This window comes from Candidatus Bathyarchaeota archaeon A05DMB-5 (assembly GCA_019685655.1).
Lineage (GTDB): Archaea > Thermoproteota > Bathyarchaeia > Bathyarchaeales > Bathycorpusculaceae > DSLH01.
In genome coordinates this window covers 242,817-257,562 of record JABFQP010000001.1, presented here as the reverse complement: position 1 = coordinate 257,562, position 14,746 = coordinate 242,817, and the positions used below count along the sequence as shown (strand labels likewise).

The 14,746-nt window shown below is 40.6% G+C and carries 18 protein-coding genes and 1 tRNA gene; 8 read left to right on the top strand and 11 right to left on the bottom strand.

Annotated features, from left to right (window positions below):
• Positions 1 to 50 precede the first annotated feature (50 nt).
• Complete coding sequence (locus tag HM003_01515; GenBank protein MBX5328021.1) at positions 51 to 422, top strand: hypothetical protein; 372 nt, start codon at positions 51 to 53, stop codon at positions 420 to 422.
• 87 nt (positions 423 to 509) lie between these two features.
• Here HM003_01515 and HM003_01510 read toward each other — a convergent pair whose 3' ends face one another.
• The 5 genes from HM003_01510 to HM003_01490 all read right to left on the bottom strand — a co-directional run bounded on the left by HM003_01510 (position 510) and on the right by HM003_01490 (position 4,144).
• Positions 510 to 881, bottom strand: coding sequence for a hypothetical protein (locus HM003_01510; GenBank protein MBX5328020.1), 372 nt, complete (start codon positions 879 to 881; stop codon positions 510 to 512).
• A gap of 78 nt (positions 882 to 959) precedes the next feature.
• On the bottom strand, positions 960 to 1,247 hold the full coding sequence (locus tag HM003_01505) for a hypothetical protein (protein MBX5328019.1): 288 nt from the start codon (positions 1,245 to 1,247) through the stop codon (positions 960 to 962).
• A 198-nt stretch (positions 1,248 to 1,445) separates the two neighbouring features.
• Positions 1,446 to 2,636: a hypothetical protein gene (locus tag HM003_01500; protein ID MBX5328018.1), complete on the bottom strand. Its 1,191-nt coding sequence runs from the start codon at positions 2,634 to 2,636 to the stop codon at positions 1,446 to 1,448.
• Positions 2,637 to 2,686: 50 nt separating this feature from the next.
• A complete protein-coding gene (locus HM003_01495) occupies positions 2,687 to 3,904 on the bottom strand; it encodes a hypothetical protein (protein MBX5328017.1) in 1,218 nt (405 codons plus the stop codon).
• A gap of 54 nt (positions 3,905 to 3,958) precedes the next feature.
• Positions 3,959 to 4,144, bottom strand: a complete 186-nt coding sequence (locus HM003_01490; GenBank protein MBX5328016.1) for a hypothetical protein — start codon at positions 4,142 to 4,144, stop codon at positions 3,959 to 3,961.
• A 135-nt stretch (positions 4,145 to 4,279) separates the two neighbouring features.
• Between HM003_01490 and HM003_01485 the strand changes: the two genes are divergently transcribed.
• Positions 4,280 to 4,477 carry a hypothetical protein gene (locus tag HM003_01485; protein ID MBX5328015.1) on the top strand — a complete coding sequence of 66 codons (198 nt, stop codon included), beginning with the start codon at positions 4,280 to 4,282 and terminating at the stop codon, positions 4,475 to 4,477.
• Positions 4,478 to 4,533: 56 nt separating this feature from the next.
• Here HM003_01485 and mvaD read toward each other — a convergent pair whose 3' ends face one another.
• The 3 genes from mvaD to HM003_01470 all read right to left on the bottom strand — a co-directional run bounded on the left by mvaD (position 4,534) and on the right by HM003_01470 (position 6,518).
• A complete protein-coding gene (gene mvaD, locus HM003_01480; GenBank protein MBX5328014.1) occupies positions 4,534 to 5,499 on the bottom strand; it encodes a diphosphomevalonate decarboxylase in 966 nt (321 codons plus the stop codon).
• A 36-nt stretch (positions 5,500 to 5,535) separates the two neighbouring features.
• Positions 5,536 to 5,670: transfer RNA gene (locus tag HM003_01475), tRNA-Ser, on the bottom strand.
• A gap of 41 nt (positions 5,671 to 5,711) precedes the next feature.
• The gene (locus HM003_01470) at positions 5,712 to 6,518 is read right to left on the bottom strand and encodes a nucleoside phosphorylase (GenBank protein MBX5328013.1); all 807 of its coding nucleotides are present in this window, start codon (positions 6,516 to 6,518) and stop codon (positions 5,712 to 5,714) included.
• A 67-nt stretch (positions 6,519 to 6,585) separates the two neighbouring features.
• On the opposite strand from HM003_01470, the gene HM003_01465 reads away from it, so the two are divergent.
• The 3 genes from HM003_01465 to HM003_01455 all read left to right on the top strand — a co-directional run bounded on the left by HM003_01465 (position 6,586) and on the right by HM003_01455 (position 8,480).
• Positions 6,586 to 6,864, top strand: a complete 279-nt coding sequence (locus HM003_01465) for a hypothetical protein (protein MBX5328012.1) — start codon at positions 6,586 to 6,588, stop codon at positions 6,862 to 6,864.
• 129 nt (positions 6,865 to 6,993) lie between these two features.
• Positions 6,994 to 7,188 (top strand): hypothetical protein, encoded by a 195-nt coding sequence (locus HM003_01460; protein MBX5328011.1) that lies wholly within the window; start codon positions 6,994 to 6,996, stop codon positions 7,186 to 7,188.
• A 71-nt stretch (positions 7,189 to 7,259) separates the two neighbouring features.
• The gene (locus HM003_01455; GenBank protein MBX5328010.1) at positions 7,260 to 8,480 is read left to right on the top strand and encodes a polymer-forming cytoskeletal protein; all 1,221 of its coding nucleotides are present in this window, start codon (positions 7,260 to 7,262) and stop codon (positions 8,478 to 8,480) included.
• 12 nt (positions 8,481 to 8,492) lie between these two features.
• Here the strand turns inward: HM003_01455 and HM003_01450 are convergent, their stop codons facing one another.
• A complete protein-coding gene (locus tag HM003_01450; GenBank protein MBX5328009.1) occupies positions 8,493 to 9,473 on the bottom strand; it encodes a phosphate uptake regulator PhoU in 981 nt (326 codons plus the stop codon).
• Positions 9,474 to 9,569: 96 nt separating this feature from the next.
• Between HM003_01450 and HM003_01445 the strand changes: the two genes are divergently transcribed.
• Both HM003_01445 and HM003_01440 read left to right on the top strand, forming a co-directional pair.
• Positions 9,570 to 10,157: a DUF429 domain-containing protein gene (locus tag HM003_01445; protein ID MBX5328008.1), complete on the top strand. Its 588-nt coding sequence runs from the start codon at positions 9,570 to 9,572 to the stop codon at positions 10,155 to 10,157.
• Positions 10,154 to 11,710: a DNA-directed DNA polymerase II small subunit gene (locus HM003_01440; GenBank protein MBX5328007.1), complete on the top strand. Its 1,557-nt coding sequence runs from the start codon at positions 10,154 to 10,156 to the stop codon at positions 11,708 to 11,710. The genes HM003_01445 and HM003_01440 overlap by 4 nt, the downstream gene beginning before the upstream one ends.
• Here HM003_01440 and HM003_01435 read toward each other — a convergent pair.
• Entirely contained in the window at positions 11,707 to 12,240 is a 534-nt protein-coding gene (locus HM003_01435) for a DUF99 family protein (protein ID MBX5328006.1), read from the bottom strand. The two genes, HM003_01440 and HM003_01435, sit on opposite strands and share 4 nt — an antisense overlap.
• Positions 12,221 to 13,471, bottom strand: a complete 1,251-nt coding sequence (locus tag HM003_01430) for an ORC1-type DNA replication protein (GenBank protein MBX5328005.1) — start codon at positions 13,469 to 13,471, stop codon at positions 12,221 to 12,223. Before HM003_01430 ends, HM003_01435 begins: the two co-directional genes overlap by 20 nt.
• Positions 13,472 to 14,258: 787 nt before the next feature.
• Here HM003_01430 and HM003_01425 point away from each other — a divergent pair.
• Entirely contained in the window at positions 14,259 to 14,690 is a 432-nt protein-coding gene (locus HM003_01425; protein MBX5328004.1) for a hypothetical protein, read from the top strand.
• The last annotated feature ends 56 nt before the right edge of the window (positions 14,691 to 14,746 follow it).

The following is a 14,746-nucleotide window of genomic DNA, read 5'->3' as shown; positions in this document are numbered from 1 at the left end:
CTTTAAAAGGTGTAAGAAGGTAAACATGGCTTACATATGGTGATGTAAATATGGTTAGTAAAGACCAATCAATAGGCGGAATAATATTCATAGTCTGCTTTGTGATTGCAATTTTCTATATTCTGACATTATTCTTCCCACAATGGCTTTCAGTCTTTGGAGTATCAACAGCAGAGGCAGATTTAACTGCAATACGCTTCTGGGTTGTCGCAGTGCCCGTTTTCATAGCCTTCATTGCCATAATGGCCATAGGTGCATGGATAGGATGGACCATGGCGACGACACCACCACCAAAACCCATAGAAGAGATAACTAGTGAAATGGAAGAGAAAAAGGAAGAAGAAAAGCCATTAGAGCCACCACCTCCCCCACCACCTGAAGAAGAGAAAAAGCCAGAAAGGAAGAAGAAAAGCGAAAAGTAACAGCAACCCTCAAAAACTTGTTAGCTAGGAACACGGCTTCTATACTTATTTTATATTAAAGAATATTAACTTACTAAAAGTCGTATTTTATAGCCCGAACATTTTAAACACAAAATGAAATGCGACATAAACGGTTGCCGCAACGCCAAATACAACAACTATGACTTTGGGAGAAATCGAAATAAAAGGAGTTTCTTCACCCTTTGGTTGTATTTCGTATTCTTTAATTTCATGCGTCTCAGCGTCAATTCTCACGAGGGCAGTAAGTTTTTTCATCTCTACCTCAACAGTGTAGATTCCTTCTTCTAATGAAACCCTTTTAGGTTTCAAACCGCCCTTGTGCCCAATTCGTTTAAGAAAACTCGTAGCGATGCTCGTCACTGTTTCAGCGTTCAGCGTCTTCGATTGAGGAAGAGCCGATGTGACTGTGCCGGTGCGTCTCTGCAAAGTTGCTGCCAATTAATACTGTCCCCTACACATTTTGTAAAAAGAAATATGACAGCTTAAAAGAGCATGTGCGTATCATTGATAACCAACTTAACCTGTCACGTTTTTGAGCATACACTGCACTATCTTTTCACACGTCATGCATTCTTCCGGAATTTTTTCTTTTGAGGAACGCTGACTAAGATATCCAAAATGGTGTTCGCAGCCCGGTTTTTTTATTGGTTTTTCGGGAGGAAAGGGCACCGTGGGTTTTTCAATTTCTAGTTTCTTTACTTTCTGTTCTTGTTTCTCTTCAGGGATTAACGGAGTTTCTTCTACTATTATTTCCGTCAAGCAATAGGGGCATGCATCGTAAACTTCAACCTTTTTTGAACCCAAATTTTCAGCTTTTATTGGATTAGAGAAAGTTCTTCTGCAAGAAGGATTTGGGCATGTAATGCTCTGAGTTTCTGTAATTGATTGTTTCTTTTTCGTAGTTAACAGCCTCCTTTACATTAAATCGGATTCCGAGTTTATAGTATTAGCGAATCCAAAATAAGTATCCTAACTAACTACCTAACAATTGAACAGTACAAGTCATGAAGAAGCCAATTTTTTTATGTCTTCCTCCCCACCAGCATAACCAGAAGCAATCAAAACGTCACCTACTTCAATTTTCGATTCTGGCCTTGGTCTTATACACTTGTCTCCTCTTCTTATCGCCAAAACCCACATGCCTGTTTCTTTCGGAATTTTAGCATCCCTTAAAGTCTTATTTGCTAAAGAAGAGCTTTCGGTGACTCTAACAAAAGTAACAGTTTCTTCAGCTTCTTCTATGGTTATTTTAAGAATGGGATGTGGTTCAATGCCTCTTAAAACAACCTCAGCAATCTCCGCTGCGGCATCCGCTATTTTTTCAGTTACAACGCCTAACCTTATCAGCCCAAGGAAGCCTTTAGCTTCTTCTTTTTTGAAGGAGCTAGATAAAACAAGCAGTTCAAATTCTGTGTGTAGTTTATCGACGCACTCCTCGAGCCTTTGAACTTCATCTGCTAATTCTTTACTATTCAGCAATAATGAAGAGTAGGCTAAATCCATCATTAATTCGGAAGTGTCTTTTAATTCAACAAAGCGATTAACGATTTCCTCGAATTGTTTTTGGCGCCGCTTTTCCATCATCGTATCTCTAGCATCCATCGTTCTTCCTTCGATGAGCTCTTTAAATTCTTTGACGCCTGTGGGGGCGCCACGGACTATAAGGATATCATCGTTTTGAATGCGCTCAGTTTCTTTAGGGTCTATTATCCAATCTTTATTTCGGCAAATTGCAATTATGTCGACACCCATTCTCGCCGCCAAGTCCAACTCGCCTATACTCTTTCCAATAAGCACAGACTCCTTAGCTACCTTAGCTCGTGTTAAGCGTTCTTCAACCCTTTCAAAGATTTCACTCACAACGGGATGTACGCCAATATTTTGTGTAACTATCGCAGCGATATCAGCAGCAGCATCTGAAATCTTGTCTGCAGCCGCAGCTACAGTAGAAACGCCAACCAAAGCTTCTGCGTCTTTAGAGTCTCTCGCAGCTATCATAACAGTCATGTCTAAAAGGTAAGCAAGCGTGTCAACGTGCCCTTCAAGTTCTAGTATGTCCTTTGCAAGCTCTTTATCATTGAATAAGGCGGCAGAATAAGCCAAATCAATCATCAATTCAGAAATGTTCTTCATCTCCAAAAGTAAGTCTCTAACCGGTATGGGTTTGTATTCGATTTTTTCGAAGTGAGGCATACTTTTAAGGTCGCTCCAAGGCAAAGTATAAGGTAAAGAATATTTTAACCCTATCCTCCAAAAAGAAAGCCAACCAAAAATAAGGCAACAAGCAATGCAATAGAGGTCATGCTATCAGCAAATGAACTTTCAATGGGAATAACGAAATTATCAGGGTCCAGACCTTTTTGAAATGTTAAGATTGAAAGGGCATATGACACTAAAATTATCGCTGCAACTGCAATCATATTCGCTACTAATAAAATCAAAATCAAATTGAAGAAGTTAAACAATAGAAATAGGCCGTTTATTGACAAAGATAAAACACCAAGAAGGACGAAATATAAGATTGACGCTAACCAAGCACTGAAAATCTGGGCACTATGCTGTTTTATGGAAGACATAGACGATTTAAGCATACCCAAAGCAAGCTTTGTCATTGCAGTTGAGCCGACAACAGATCCTACATCACCTACTAAATCTATCAGCGCGGGATAAACTGTGTAAATTTCCCTTCTATCCCCTACAATACTACTTATTCTCTTTAGAACAGTCCCGGTAACATTAACGATGATTGCAACAAATAACATTGTAAACATAGACTCTTTAACAGTTTTCATGAACTCCTTACTATGGACATTCCGAGGTATAATGTAAACAATTAGAATCACAGGAATTAAAGTGATAAAAAGTAGAGCGTAGACGCCAAACGCGCCAGAAAGAAAGAACAAGGTTAGCACGAGAATATAGAATATTGTTATGAGTATGTCAGCAACAGTCGACATTACAGGGTATACAACAACATCAGGGTCTATGCCTTTCTTAAAAGTGATAAACGCAACCATCATAGTAATCAAAGTGATTGTTAATCCCAAAGTCATAGTAGCTACAACCACCACTAAGATTGCCGGAAAATCTGCAAAAGAGATACCCCAGAAAAGAAGACCAAAAACTAAGGAGAACATACTCATCACTATACTAGTGACAAAAGTGATGACTACAAGAGCCGCATACAACTTGTAAAAACTCTCAGTGTTTTTGAGAAAGCGTGGGTAAATTGTACCGATGTGTAATGCTGTGCTTAAACGTCCACTAAGCAAACCTCCAATAACACCTTTTGCACTTACAATAATAGAATACAGCGCAATAGCCCAAGGAGACTGCTGGAAAACGCCAAGTTGAAGAGCGACAAAGAAGCCAGCAAGTAACCCGCCGACATCAAAGGAGAAGGCAATTAGAGTTTCTCTAAACGTCTTAAGGAAAGGCTTTGCGTTTACAGTGTGATTCATCGGCGTGATGCCTCCTTCTGGAAGATATTACACAAGAAGAGATTTTGAATTAGTCTAAAAGTGAAAACTTGTTGGGTGTGTTTTCTTGCTGTACGCGTTGTTAATGGAAACTCCTCGTAAGTGCAGTTTGGACTGTTGGCTAGCTTCACTTTGTTCACCTTCTTCTGAACTTTCTGTGTCTCCGTTCATCCATAGGCACCCCTTCAACATGGCTTTTCCAAGTGTACCTTCAATTTCCACCCAAATAGTCGCTCCTAAACCCTAACGATTGGTACAGCATCCCTTAAATAAGTTTCCAAAAACTTAACAAAAATCATTACTAAAAATTCATAACTGTTTTAATTACCAGAATTCTAACCTTTTCCAAGTCTAATAATGGTGAAGCATTTGTACGCAGTATGGATAAAAGTTGATGATACTTTACCGTGGATTGAATTAAAAGGAGAATACCCAACAAAGAAAGCGGCAAGAAAGGCGGTAGAAGAAATTCTAAACAATGTTGGCGTAAAATTTGTTAAGATACCAGAGAACAAACGGAATATCAAGGCAGTAGTAACAACGAAGATAGCGTAGTAATAAAAGAGCTTGTTGAGCAGACAGTAACATATTTTTGGGGTAAAGCAACTGCATCAGAAAAGGTGTTCTTTGCTAAGAAATGGTTTGCCACCGACTTTACTGACTATAACCTTAGAAAAGCCTATTTCACGAAGCCTATCAGCTATGTTTTCCATATGGTTGGCGTAAGTGTTAATGAATACTGATGGCCCTGTATCCATTGAAAACCACGCAGGTATGCCTTCACATCGCATTTTCTGCACTTCTTTTATTATTCGCACAGTTTCAGGCTCCCAAAGAATCATGTGCGCTTCGCCAGTCATGGTGCTAGCGTGAAGATTTAAGCTGTCTTCTTCAGCAAGCTGTCCTATTGTAGCAATATCGCCCACTTCTATAGCGTGTTTCATTGTTTTGGCGATTTTTGTCACGTATTTTAATCTAGCCTTGAATAATGGGGAGCTGAGGACTTCGCTGTGTGCTTCGTCTGTTTTAATCGCAGAAAATATTGGAACAATAACCATGCCCAAATTCACAGTTTCTGGCTCTACAATTGGCTCAGCATATGATTTGCCATTCTTGTTTGCGTACCATATTGCGAAGCTTCCGGCAAGACTTTTTGTGGCGGAACCCGCGCCGAGTCTGACCAATTCAGAAAGTGAAATATAATCAATCTCAAAGCTTAAGGCGGCGCAAGTAGCAGTGCCAAGAGCGGTGAAAGCGGAAGCAGAAAAACCCAACCCTTTTCCGCCAGTTATACTGTTTTGGGACACAACTTTGAAACTTCCCGAATAGCTGGTAAGGTTTCTTAACTTGTTTAGAACAGCTTCGACTCTTTCAAAATCTTTGCCCACAGCCTCTTTTCCATTTATTATCACAGAGTCTTTCTTTGACGAATTGACCGTCTCAACCGTACTCGTAGTGTGCAAGGCTTCGATGCAAACAGATATGCTATCGTGAAAGGGAATTCTCAGCTTTTCATCTCTTAATCCATGATACTTGATTAAGCCTTGAATAGGATGCGCAACAGCAGTCGCTTTCATACACTTAAACTCTGCGCAATCAATAGTTTAACATTATGGCGCCGGGGAAGGGATTCGAACCCTTGCGAGCCCGAAGGCCCACTGGCTTGCTTGTGCTTTTTTCTCCTAGCCCCCTTATATATAGGCTGGTGGATCTCGAGGCCAGCGCGTTAACCGCTCCGCCACCCCGGCTTAATTAGGTGAAGCGTGTTTGTCTTCTAAAAGAGTTTTCATTATTCGGAGAGAAGCGATGGGAAAAACCATTGTTTTTTGCGTTTATGTTTTGTTTTGTCCCATTCATTAAGTATTTTTACTGCTTCGTTTGCGATTTTTATTGCGGTTTCTTCGCCTGCTTGTGGTTTAAATTCGTTTGTGCATCTGTTGGCGTAAACAGCGCATATTGAACCTGCGCGTAACCCGAGAAGACTTGCAAGAGTGTATAACGTGGCGGTTTCCATCTCGAAATTTAGCACTCCAGCCTTTTGTAATGCCAGTAGTAGACTGCCATTTTTTGCTGTTTTTGTTGGGCGGTCTTGTCCAGCGTAGAAATCTGCGGTTGTTGCTGTCACGCCCACGTGATAGTTGCTTATGCCCAAGCATTCAGCCGCTTCAATCAAAGCCAATAAGACTTCGTAGTTTGCAACAGCGGGATATTCGGGCATAATGTAACAGTTGCTTGTGCAGTCAAGGCGTACAGCAGCAGAGGAAATAATCACATCGCCACATTCAATGTGTTTTTGTATCGCGCCCGTGCTGCCCACACGAATAAATGTCTCCACGCCTACGCGAGAAGCCTCATTAGCAAGTATGCTCATGCAAGCAGGACCAATACCGCTGGACATGGCAGAAATTGGAACTCCCTTGTATTTTCCTGTGAAACTTCGAAACTCACGGTGGCAAGAAACTTCATGAGCAGAATCCCAGAAGCGGGCAATTCTCGGAACGCGGTCAGGGTCGCCGGGTGCAAGTAAACATTTGGTTAAGTCGCCTTTTTTGCATGCAATGTGGTATTGTTTGACGCCGAAAGGTGTAGAATGCAATAGGCATCACCAAAATTAAGATTAAGCATGCAGCATTTAATAGTAACGTAATTTGAGGAAGCAACCATTGTCAAATGAACAGAGAAGAACAAAGTACGATATTTACGCAAATATCATAGAAATAATAGCGATGAAGGGACTATGTTCCTTAACAAGAATCTCTTACGGCGCCAACATGCCCGTGGACAGAACAAAGAAGATCTTGAATTTTCTGGTCTCTCACGGATTTGTTCGCGAAGTAACAGTAAACGACGCAAAGAAGTATAGAGCAACAAAATGGGGTTTGGAATATTTGGAAACATTCAAGAGAATGCGAAAGTTCTTCGCTGCTTTAGAGGAACAGTAACAAATTGTAACTACCGAATGTGTTCTCTTTATGTGCGTCGCCTTTTAAGAGGTGAAGAAGGTTATCTGGTTTTAGTTAAAAAAGCGAGGTGAATGAAAAATGGTACGTCATATAAAGAATGAGGTAAGTTTGAAGGGAGAATCGCAGAAGAAAGTTACTATAGGAGCAAAACTGTTTGGGTTCATTAAAAACATCAATATCAAGTTAACCAAGTCAAATTCTGCATTATTAATTAGAACTGAGACAGATGAAACCTGCAAGGCAAAGGTAGAAATGGAAAGAGCAAAAGCAACATACTGCAAACTAAGAACAACAACCAATTGAGACAAAAACTAGTCACTACATGTGAGTCCCCTTTTTAAACATTGTAAAAAAGATTAAGGTGAGGATTTAAAATGAGTGAAAAAATAACTATCCCGTCAAAAAGCACTGTAACTTTAGATGTAGTAAATGCTGACCTAAGAGTTGGCAGAAACTCAATCATAAAAGGAAAAGGAACACCTCCTAAAGTAAACGTTCTCGGCAACATTTACTGCGAAGGAAACAACACTTTCGAATGCGACCTATCAGCGGAGAATCTAGAAGCAGAAGACGACGTGACTATTCATGGAAACTTGGAAATAAAAAATTCAGTTGAAATTGAAGATGGACAACTGAAGGTCTACGGAAAAATGGCCGCAAAGCATGTGGACATTGACAAGGCATTACATGTCAGCAAAGACTTGGTCGCAGAAAAAATAGATGTGGGTGGAAGCCTAAACGTAGAAGGCGCACTAAAGGCAGAAGGCATAGATGTCGGCGGAAGTTTCAGAGCCAAAGGCGAAGTCGAAGCAGCCGACGTTGACGTGGGAGGAAGACTCCTCATTGAATCAAAAAGTAACATCAAAACACTTGAGGTAGGAGGAACCGCCAAAGTAAAAGGAGGAAAAATAGACGAAATAAATGTCGGCGGAAGCTTTGAGTCAGATGACCAATTAGAATTTGAAGAAATCGATGTTGGCGGAATCGCCTGTCTCTCCAACAAAAACAAGGGACGCAAAATAGATGTAGGAGGCTCATTAGAAGTTAAAGGCGACCTAAATTTTGAAGATATTGATGTTGGCGGAAAAGTAAAGATAACTGGAGCAGCAGAAGGCGTGGAAATCGATGTAGGTGGCAGATTGGAAGTTGGCAAATCTTTGAAGCTTTCTAGTGAATTGGAAGTAGGAGGCATAGTCGAAATAGGCGGGGAAATTACCGCAAAAGATATCGAAGTGGGCGGAGCATTAAGTGCAAAAAAAGTTACGGTAGAAGACCATGTGGAAGTTGGTGGCTCGATAAGAACAACGGAAGGCGTGACAGCGCGTTTTGTGGAGATCGGCCATAGAGGCAAGGTTCACGGGCCAATAAGAGCAGAGCGAGTTGTTATCAACAAAAATGCTAGTGTGGGAGATCTCTTTGGAAAACAAATTTTAATGAGAGAAGGAGCCTACGCAAGGAATGTTTACGGCGAAAATGTTGTTATCGAATCTCATTGCCGCATAGACGGCGAAGTTCACTACTCCCGTGAATTAAGAATAGAGGAAAATGTTTCGTTGAGCAAAGCTCCACAAAAAGTAGAAAAACTTTCTTTCTAAAGTAGTTAGACTTTACCTTTTAGGCATGACCAAATCCGCTATGTCAACACTATGTTCATAGATTTGTCTTAAGAACGAAGCCGCTGCTAGAATCTGTGGCACAACATCGAGCGACTGAGCCCGTGCAACCCTTTCAATGTTAGTAAATGCTTTGTCAATTTTTTCTCGCATATTCCGCACATTCTCCGCCAAGGCGATGTCACCCACAAAAAACGAAGTTAATGCGTTTTCGTGAGCCTCAAAACAGAGCATGTGAAAGTCTACAAACAGTTTCTTTAAATCTTCAGCAAGCTTCGTCTCTTTCAACTCAACAGTTTTCATTGCCACGCGCACACATTCATCTCCGATTGCTTCTACAAGGCTTGCCGCTAACCGGTAATCCAAGCACTCAATTGGGCTAACACCTAGTTTGTCGCTTAAACTTGGATTCTGAATTATTGTGCGCAAGATACGTACTAAGAGAAAATAAAGCCTGTTACTTTCGTCGTCGCGCGCAATGACGCTTTTAGCTAGCTGTACATCTCCGTCAGTAAAAGAGTTAACAACATCTCGGTGCATGCTCGAAACAATCGCATAGCCGCGACGGAGAATTTTCTCAGGCGGAAACCCCGACGGCTCAAGCAAACATTGCAAAACAATTTTTGCGTAGTCCTCTTCAATAATTTCTAACCCAACCAAACGACTAACAGTTTTTTTGACAGCATCCCGCACCTCAAAGCTAATACGTTCCTTTGACTCAACACGAATAATGTCAAATCCAAGTAAATATTTGCCAATAATCTCACGCCCCAAGTATGGTCCAGGCTTCAAGTTGGCAGTAAGGGGAGAAGGCTCCACATTGTACTTGGTGTCTATCAAGAGCTTGCCATCGGCAGTTTCGCTAATGGCTACGATAGACCCTTTTTTCAAACCATACTGTTCCGCCCAAGTGCGGGGTAAACACACGAAAAAGGTTCCGGTTGGAGTACGTTGGACTTTGCGTAATTCGCTCATACGTATCGCCATACTCTCAAAGTTAATGTTCAGACTTCGAATATTAACATATCTAAACAAAACGCCAATTTATAAATCTAAGCATGTGTGTTGAAATTGAAGAAAGAATGTATAATTGGTATAGATTTAGCTGGAACACCAAAGAATCCTTCAGGATGGGCGTTTTGGAAAAATAAGAAGATTAAGGCATGTTTGTTGTACGATGACCAAGAAATTTTGGAGAATATTACTAAATATGATCCAGTCCTCATTGCAATAGATGCTCCATTTAGTTTTCCTCGGAAAGGATTATTGAGAAAAGCAGACAGAGAAATGATAAGGAAAGGGTACCGTGTTTTTCCGCCTGTTTTGACATCAATGAGAATGCTTACATTACGTGCCATTAAATTGAACAAATTAATAGGGGAAAAAGGATATAACGTAATAGAAGTGCATCCTACTTCAACACGTAAAGCCTTGGGGATGCCGCTAAAAAATTGGGGAGAAATTCAAACAGCTTTCAAGAACATGGGATTAGAAGATGACATAAGAACTCGCGTGTTAACACCGCATGAGCTTGACGCCATAACAGCCGCTTTAACAGCCTATCTCCATATACATAACCACACAGAAGCTATAGGAGACAAGGCGGAAGGCTACATAATAGTGCCCAAAAGGCAAGATTGGAGAACTATGCACATATGAGCGGAATAGAAAAGCTACAAAAAGCCGTTGAACTAACAATTTCGGCAGGATACCAGCTAAATAAGGAAGCGTTCGAGTTTTTAAGCACGTTAGCAGCAACAGAAGACCCAACAGAAATCATAGGCAAGTTATTAAAGAAAATAGAGACTCAAAAGGAAAAGCCCCTGTTTATTGAAAAAAGTTTTTTGGAAGAAGTGGTCAAAAAGCCGGAGTCTGCAAAAGAAATTGTAATTCAGCTGCCAGAGGAAAAGCCACAAGAACTAAAAGAACCGCAAATAACTGAAGGGAAAAAACCGTTCCATGCCTACGCGAAGGAAGTTGACGCTCAAATAAAGGTTATTGATGACCCGACTGGCAAGCTGAGCTCAAATGGAACAGTAGAGGATTATCTTGGATATTTTCGTGACCGATTTGAACGAATAGGAAAGTTGCTGAGGCAGCGAGTGGACGTTAAAAGTGCAGCGTCTGTAATTGATGCTTTGAAGGCGCCTCCAAACGCTAAACTCAAAGTAATAGGGATAATAACAGAAAAGAGGGAATCCAAACAGAAAATACTACTGACAATTGAAGATTTACATGCGAACACGATGGTGCTCGTGCCTCAGAACGCGCCAGAAGAGTTACAGAAAAAAGCACGTTTACTCATGCTTGACCAAGTTGTTTGTTTAAGTGTCGCAAAGACCAGAAGCAACCTCTTAATTGCTGAAGATATTATTTTACCGGACATCGCCCAAAAACCTCAACGCAAAGCCCCAGTTCCAGTTTATGCCGTTTTAACTTCAGACATGCACGTTGGTAGCACAAAATTTCAAAGAGAAGTGTTCAGTCGTTTCATATTGTGGCTTAACGGCAAATATGGAAATGACGCTATGAGGGAAATGGCAAGCCACGTTAAATATGTTTTAGTTGCGGGGGATATTGTAGACGGGATAGGAGTTTATCCTAACCAAGTGAAAGAGTTGGCTGTGCGTGATGTGTATGAACAGTATAAACTTGCTGCAAATTATATTGAGCAGATACCAGACTACATAGAAGTAATAATTATACCCGGAAACCATGACGCCCCAAGAAAAGCCTTGCCCCAACCGGCAATTGCAAACACTTATTTGAAAACATTAGAAGAATCACGAAATGTGCATTCGTTTGGAAACCCTTGCTTCTTAAGTCTGCACAATGTAGAATTATTGTTATACCACGGACGTAGCTTAGATGACATTACCTCCACAATTCCCGGAATGGATTTTAACCACCCAGAAAAAGCCATGAAACTACTATTACAGAGCCGCCACTTAGCACCAACATACGGTGGAAAAACTCCGCTTTCCCCAGAAAACAGAGACTTCCTCGTTATAGAACGCGTCCCAGACATTTTCCATGCTGGTCACGTGCATGTTTTAGGGCATACAAATTATCGGGGAGTCTTAGTTGTAAATTCAGGCGGATGGCAAGAACAAACAAGTTACATGCGCCGGCTCGGGCTGGTTCCTACTCCTGGAAAAGTTCCAGTAGTGAACCTTCAAACGCTTGAAGTCACTATTATTCCATTTAACTAGGAGAGCCCTCGTGCAATTAGCCGCGCAACGCGAATTGGCTCCGGAACACGACCGCAAACACACAATGTTCTAACGAGTTTACATGCCCAACTGGGGTTTTCGCCTATTGTTGCAACGTAAATTGGTTGCTTACCAACAGAGGTAACAATCCCAAGAAAAGGTCCCAATTTCACAAAAACATCCCACCGTGTCTCCCAATCTTCAAAATGACGTTGGAGAGCCCTTTTCACTGCCATATTGTCAGGTTTGGTTCGCGTTACCACAATAACAGGCGTTCTAAACTGTTCATGAATCTTCTTCGGGTCGGCAACATTGAAACCAGCAAAAGAAATGCCGGCGAGAAAAACAACGTTAAACATCCATCCACGCAAGAGTTTTATGAGTTTTTCTGTTGCGTCTAAGCCGTCAACAAGTATATCAGCTGTTCGTACATCTTCAAGAGCATATCTCTTAAGCAACACTGCAGCAAGAACCGTTTTTCGTGTTATTCCCTTTTGGAAACTTCCATCCTCAACTCCGACCACTGGCATGTTTTGTAAGGCATTTTGCTTCATATTCAACCAATCGCCCGAGCCTACCGTCATTAGCAAAAACATCTCTAATACTACTGCGGGCTATCTCTAATCTAATCTTTTTTGTGCGTCCATATCTTCCCATACTTACGACCTTGGTGTTTAACAAGCCCATAGAATCCAGTTCGCTTACCAGTGTGCCTAAACGTCGTTGTGTCAATGGCGCAAGCCCTAGCTCCCCGCAGAGTTCACTGTAAACATCATATATTTCACCAGTTATCGCACGCTGAGCGTCTACTTTAGTTAAATGGTAAACACTCAAAAGCACCAATTTAGAATGCAAAGTTAAATTCTTAAGAGTTTCAACCACACGGTTATGCTCGATGCTTTTCTCTGCCTCCCTAACATGATCCTCAACGACTACCATTGCACCTTGTCTTTCTGCAATTTCTCCGGCAACACGCAACAAATCCAACGCACGCCTAGCGTCACCGTGTTCTGCAGCTGCCAAAGCAGCACAGAGACTTAATGCTGCATCTGATAGGACATTGTCAAAAAACGCCAGCTTTGAACGTTCAAACAGAACGTTTCGCAGTTCACTTGCATCGTATGGTTTGAAAACAATTTCTTCTTCACTAAGTGAGCTTAAAACGCGAGGGTCAAGATACTCCTTCAACCGAAGATCATTAGATATGCCAACAATTGATACTTTACTTTTAGTTAACGTTTCATTTATTCGTGTTAACTCGTAAAGAACACTGTCACCATGCGCCTTTATTAAAGTGTCAACCTCATCCAGAACTATAATTAACATTATCCCCGAGGCATCCAAGCCATTCTTAAATCTATCAAAAACTTCCCCAACAGAAAGACCAGTAAAAGGAACAGCTACGCCCACACTTTGGCATAACGCAGCAAAAATACGATACTCTGAACCCGCCATTCTGCAATTCAAGTAACAAAATCTTGCAGGGGCATGAAATTCCTTAGCCTTAACTTCAAGATGGCTAAGCACATATTTTGTTACGGCTGTCTTCCCTGTTCCCGTTTTTCCATAGATTAAAACGTTGGAACTTCTTGCTCCTTTAAGAACAGGAGCTACGGTTTCCCCAAGCCGCCGGATCTGTTCTTCTCGGTGAGGCAGTCTATTTGGCAGATAGTCGTGGCGTAGCACTTCTCTGTCCTTAAAGATTTTTGCGTTCGTAACAAATTTTTGGAATACGCTGTCAAGTATGTCTGCTTCGTCCATTTCATCCCCTCACACTGTTTCAAAGGTAAAGCCCCATTTTCCAGTGGAGAAAATAAGCTCTACCGTACAAAAAACTAAATTAAACAATAACATTTCTAAAAATTAAAGATGGCGCTAAAATAAATATGTGTGTTTTACACAGTCACCCCAAAGTTTCCAGTGGAAATCTGATTTATTTTTAATAAGTAATGTTGATTTCTTCAAGAAAAGAAATATACTCTGAAAGATGAAATGTAAAAAAGAATTATAATCATTATTATTAAACATTTTAAATAACAACTTAAAAATTTTATTTTAGCACAAGTTTTTTCAAACCCACAGTAATGCATTCCAAAGGAAACAGAGGGGTGTCAGTAAGTTATTGCTTAAGAGTAGTAAACTCTACTAAACAAGATAAATCCTCTCATGCCGTTTGTTGATGTGTAGACTTAAGATTGTTTTCCTTTGTTTTACGCTTATTCTTCACAGTTTTGTGAAAGTATTGTGAAATTAACTTAATAATGCAGCTTTTTCAGTCTCTATTCATAAAATATTTACTTTTTTATGTTTCTGCTTTGTGAATAAACCACCTCTATCCTTCCACTGGAAAACAACACTTCCCCTACATTCTTTACCGTTTTCACTATTTTGAAACTTTGTGAAACCTGTAAAGCTAAAAGAAATGAAAATATCCTTTTTTTTCCCTATTTACCTCCTTTAAATGACTTTTTCTTTTTTCATTTTAACCATAACACCTATAACTTGTGAATTGTTAAACTGTGAACACCACATGTGGTGCATGCTACCAATGCCTGCAAGAAAAATACGCGTTGAAGTGTTCGATAGTGAAGGCAACAAGTATGCTGTAGCCTTCGAGGGACAAATAACTAGAGAGAAGGCCCAGCGGCTTCTAGATTTGGTGGAACTGTTAGGCGGGATGCCAACCGAGCCAGCCAATCCAAGCAGCAATCCGGCAGGTATTGGCAACGGGCTCACTAAATATGAAAAAGTTCGTACGTTAATTCAGAAGCATTTTCCTATTGTGTGGTTCTCCTCAAAAGATATCCAAACTGTTTACGAACAAGAATTTAAAGAGCCTATATGCCTCAGTACCGTGGCAACTTATCTTACAAGGTTAACAACTAAAGGAATACTCATGAAAACGGGAGCAGCCAACAGCTTAAAATATAAACTGGTGCTGAGTGTTCCTCAAGCCGCACTTAAACAAAAGATACTATAACCTTGAATATTTTCCTACAAAAAAGATAATTAACAAAAACAAACAACTATTTTAAT

Excerpts from the sequence above, each read along its gene's own strand:
- HM003_01515 (MBX5328021.1), top strand. The coding sequence starts at position 51 with ATGGTTAGTAAAGACCAATCAATAGGCGGAATAATATTCATAGTCTGC.
- HM003_01500 (MBX5328018.1), bottom strand. The coding sequence starts at position 2,636 with ATGCCTCACTTCGAAAAAATCGAATACAAACCCATACCGGTTAGAGAC.
- HM003_01495 (MBX5328017.1), bottom strand. The coding sequence starts at position 3,904 with ATGAATCACACTGTAAACGCAAAGCCTTTCCTTAAGACGTTTAGAGAA.
- HM003_01485 (MBX5328015.1), top strand. The coding sequence starts at position 4,280 with ATGGTGAAGCATTTGTACGCAGTATGGATAAAAGTTGATGATACTTTA.
- mvaD (MBX5328014.1), bottom strand. The coding sequence starts at position 5,499 with ATGAAAGCGACTGCTGTTGCGCATCCTATTCAAGGCTTAATCAAGTAT.
- HM003_01455 (MBX5328010.1), top strand. The coding sequence starts at position 7,260 with ATGAGTGAAAAAATAACTATCCCGTCAAAAAGCACTGTAACTTTAGAT.
- HM003_01450 (MBX5328009.1), bottom strand. The coding sequence starts at position 9,473 with ATGAGCGAATTACGCAAAGTCCAACGTACTCCAACCGGAACCTTTTTC.
- HM003_01440 (MBX5328007.1), top strand. The coding sequence starts at position 10,154 with ATGAGCGGAATAGAAAAGCTACAAAAAGCCGTTGAACTAACAATTTCG.
- HM003_01435 (MBX5328006.1), bottom strand. The coding sequence starts at position 12,240 with ATGCCAGTGGTCGGAGTTGAGGATGGAAGTTTCCAAAAGGGAATAACA.
- HM003_01430 (MBX5328005.1), bottom strand. The coding sequence starts at position 13,471 with ATGGACGAAGCAGACATACTTGACAGCGTATTCCAAAAATTTGTTACG.
- HM003_01425 (MBX5328004.1), top strand. The coding sequence starts at position 14,259 with ATGCCTGCAAGAAAAATACGCGTTGAAGTGTTCGATAGTGAAGGCAAC.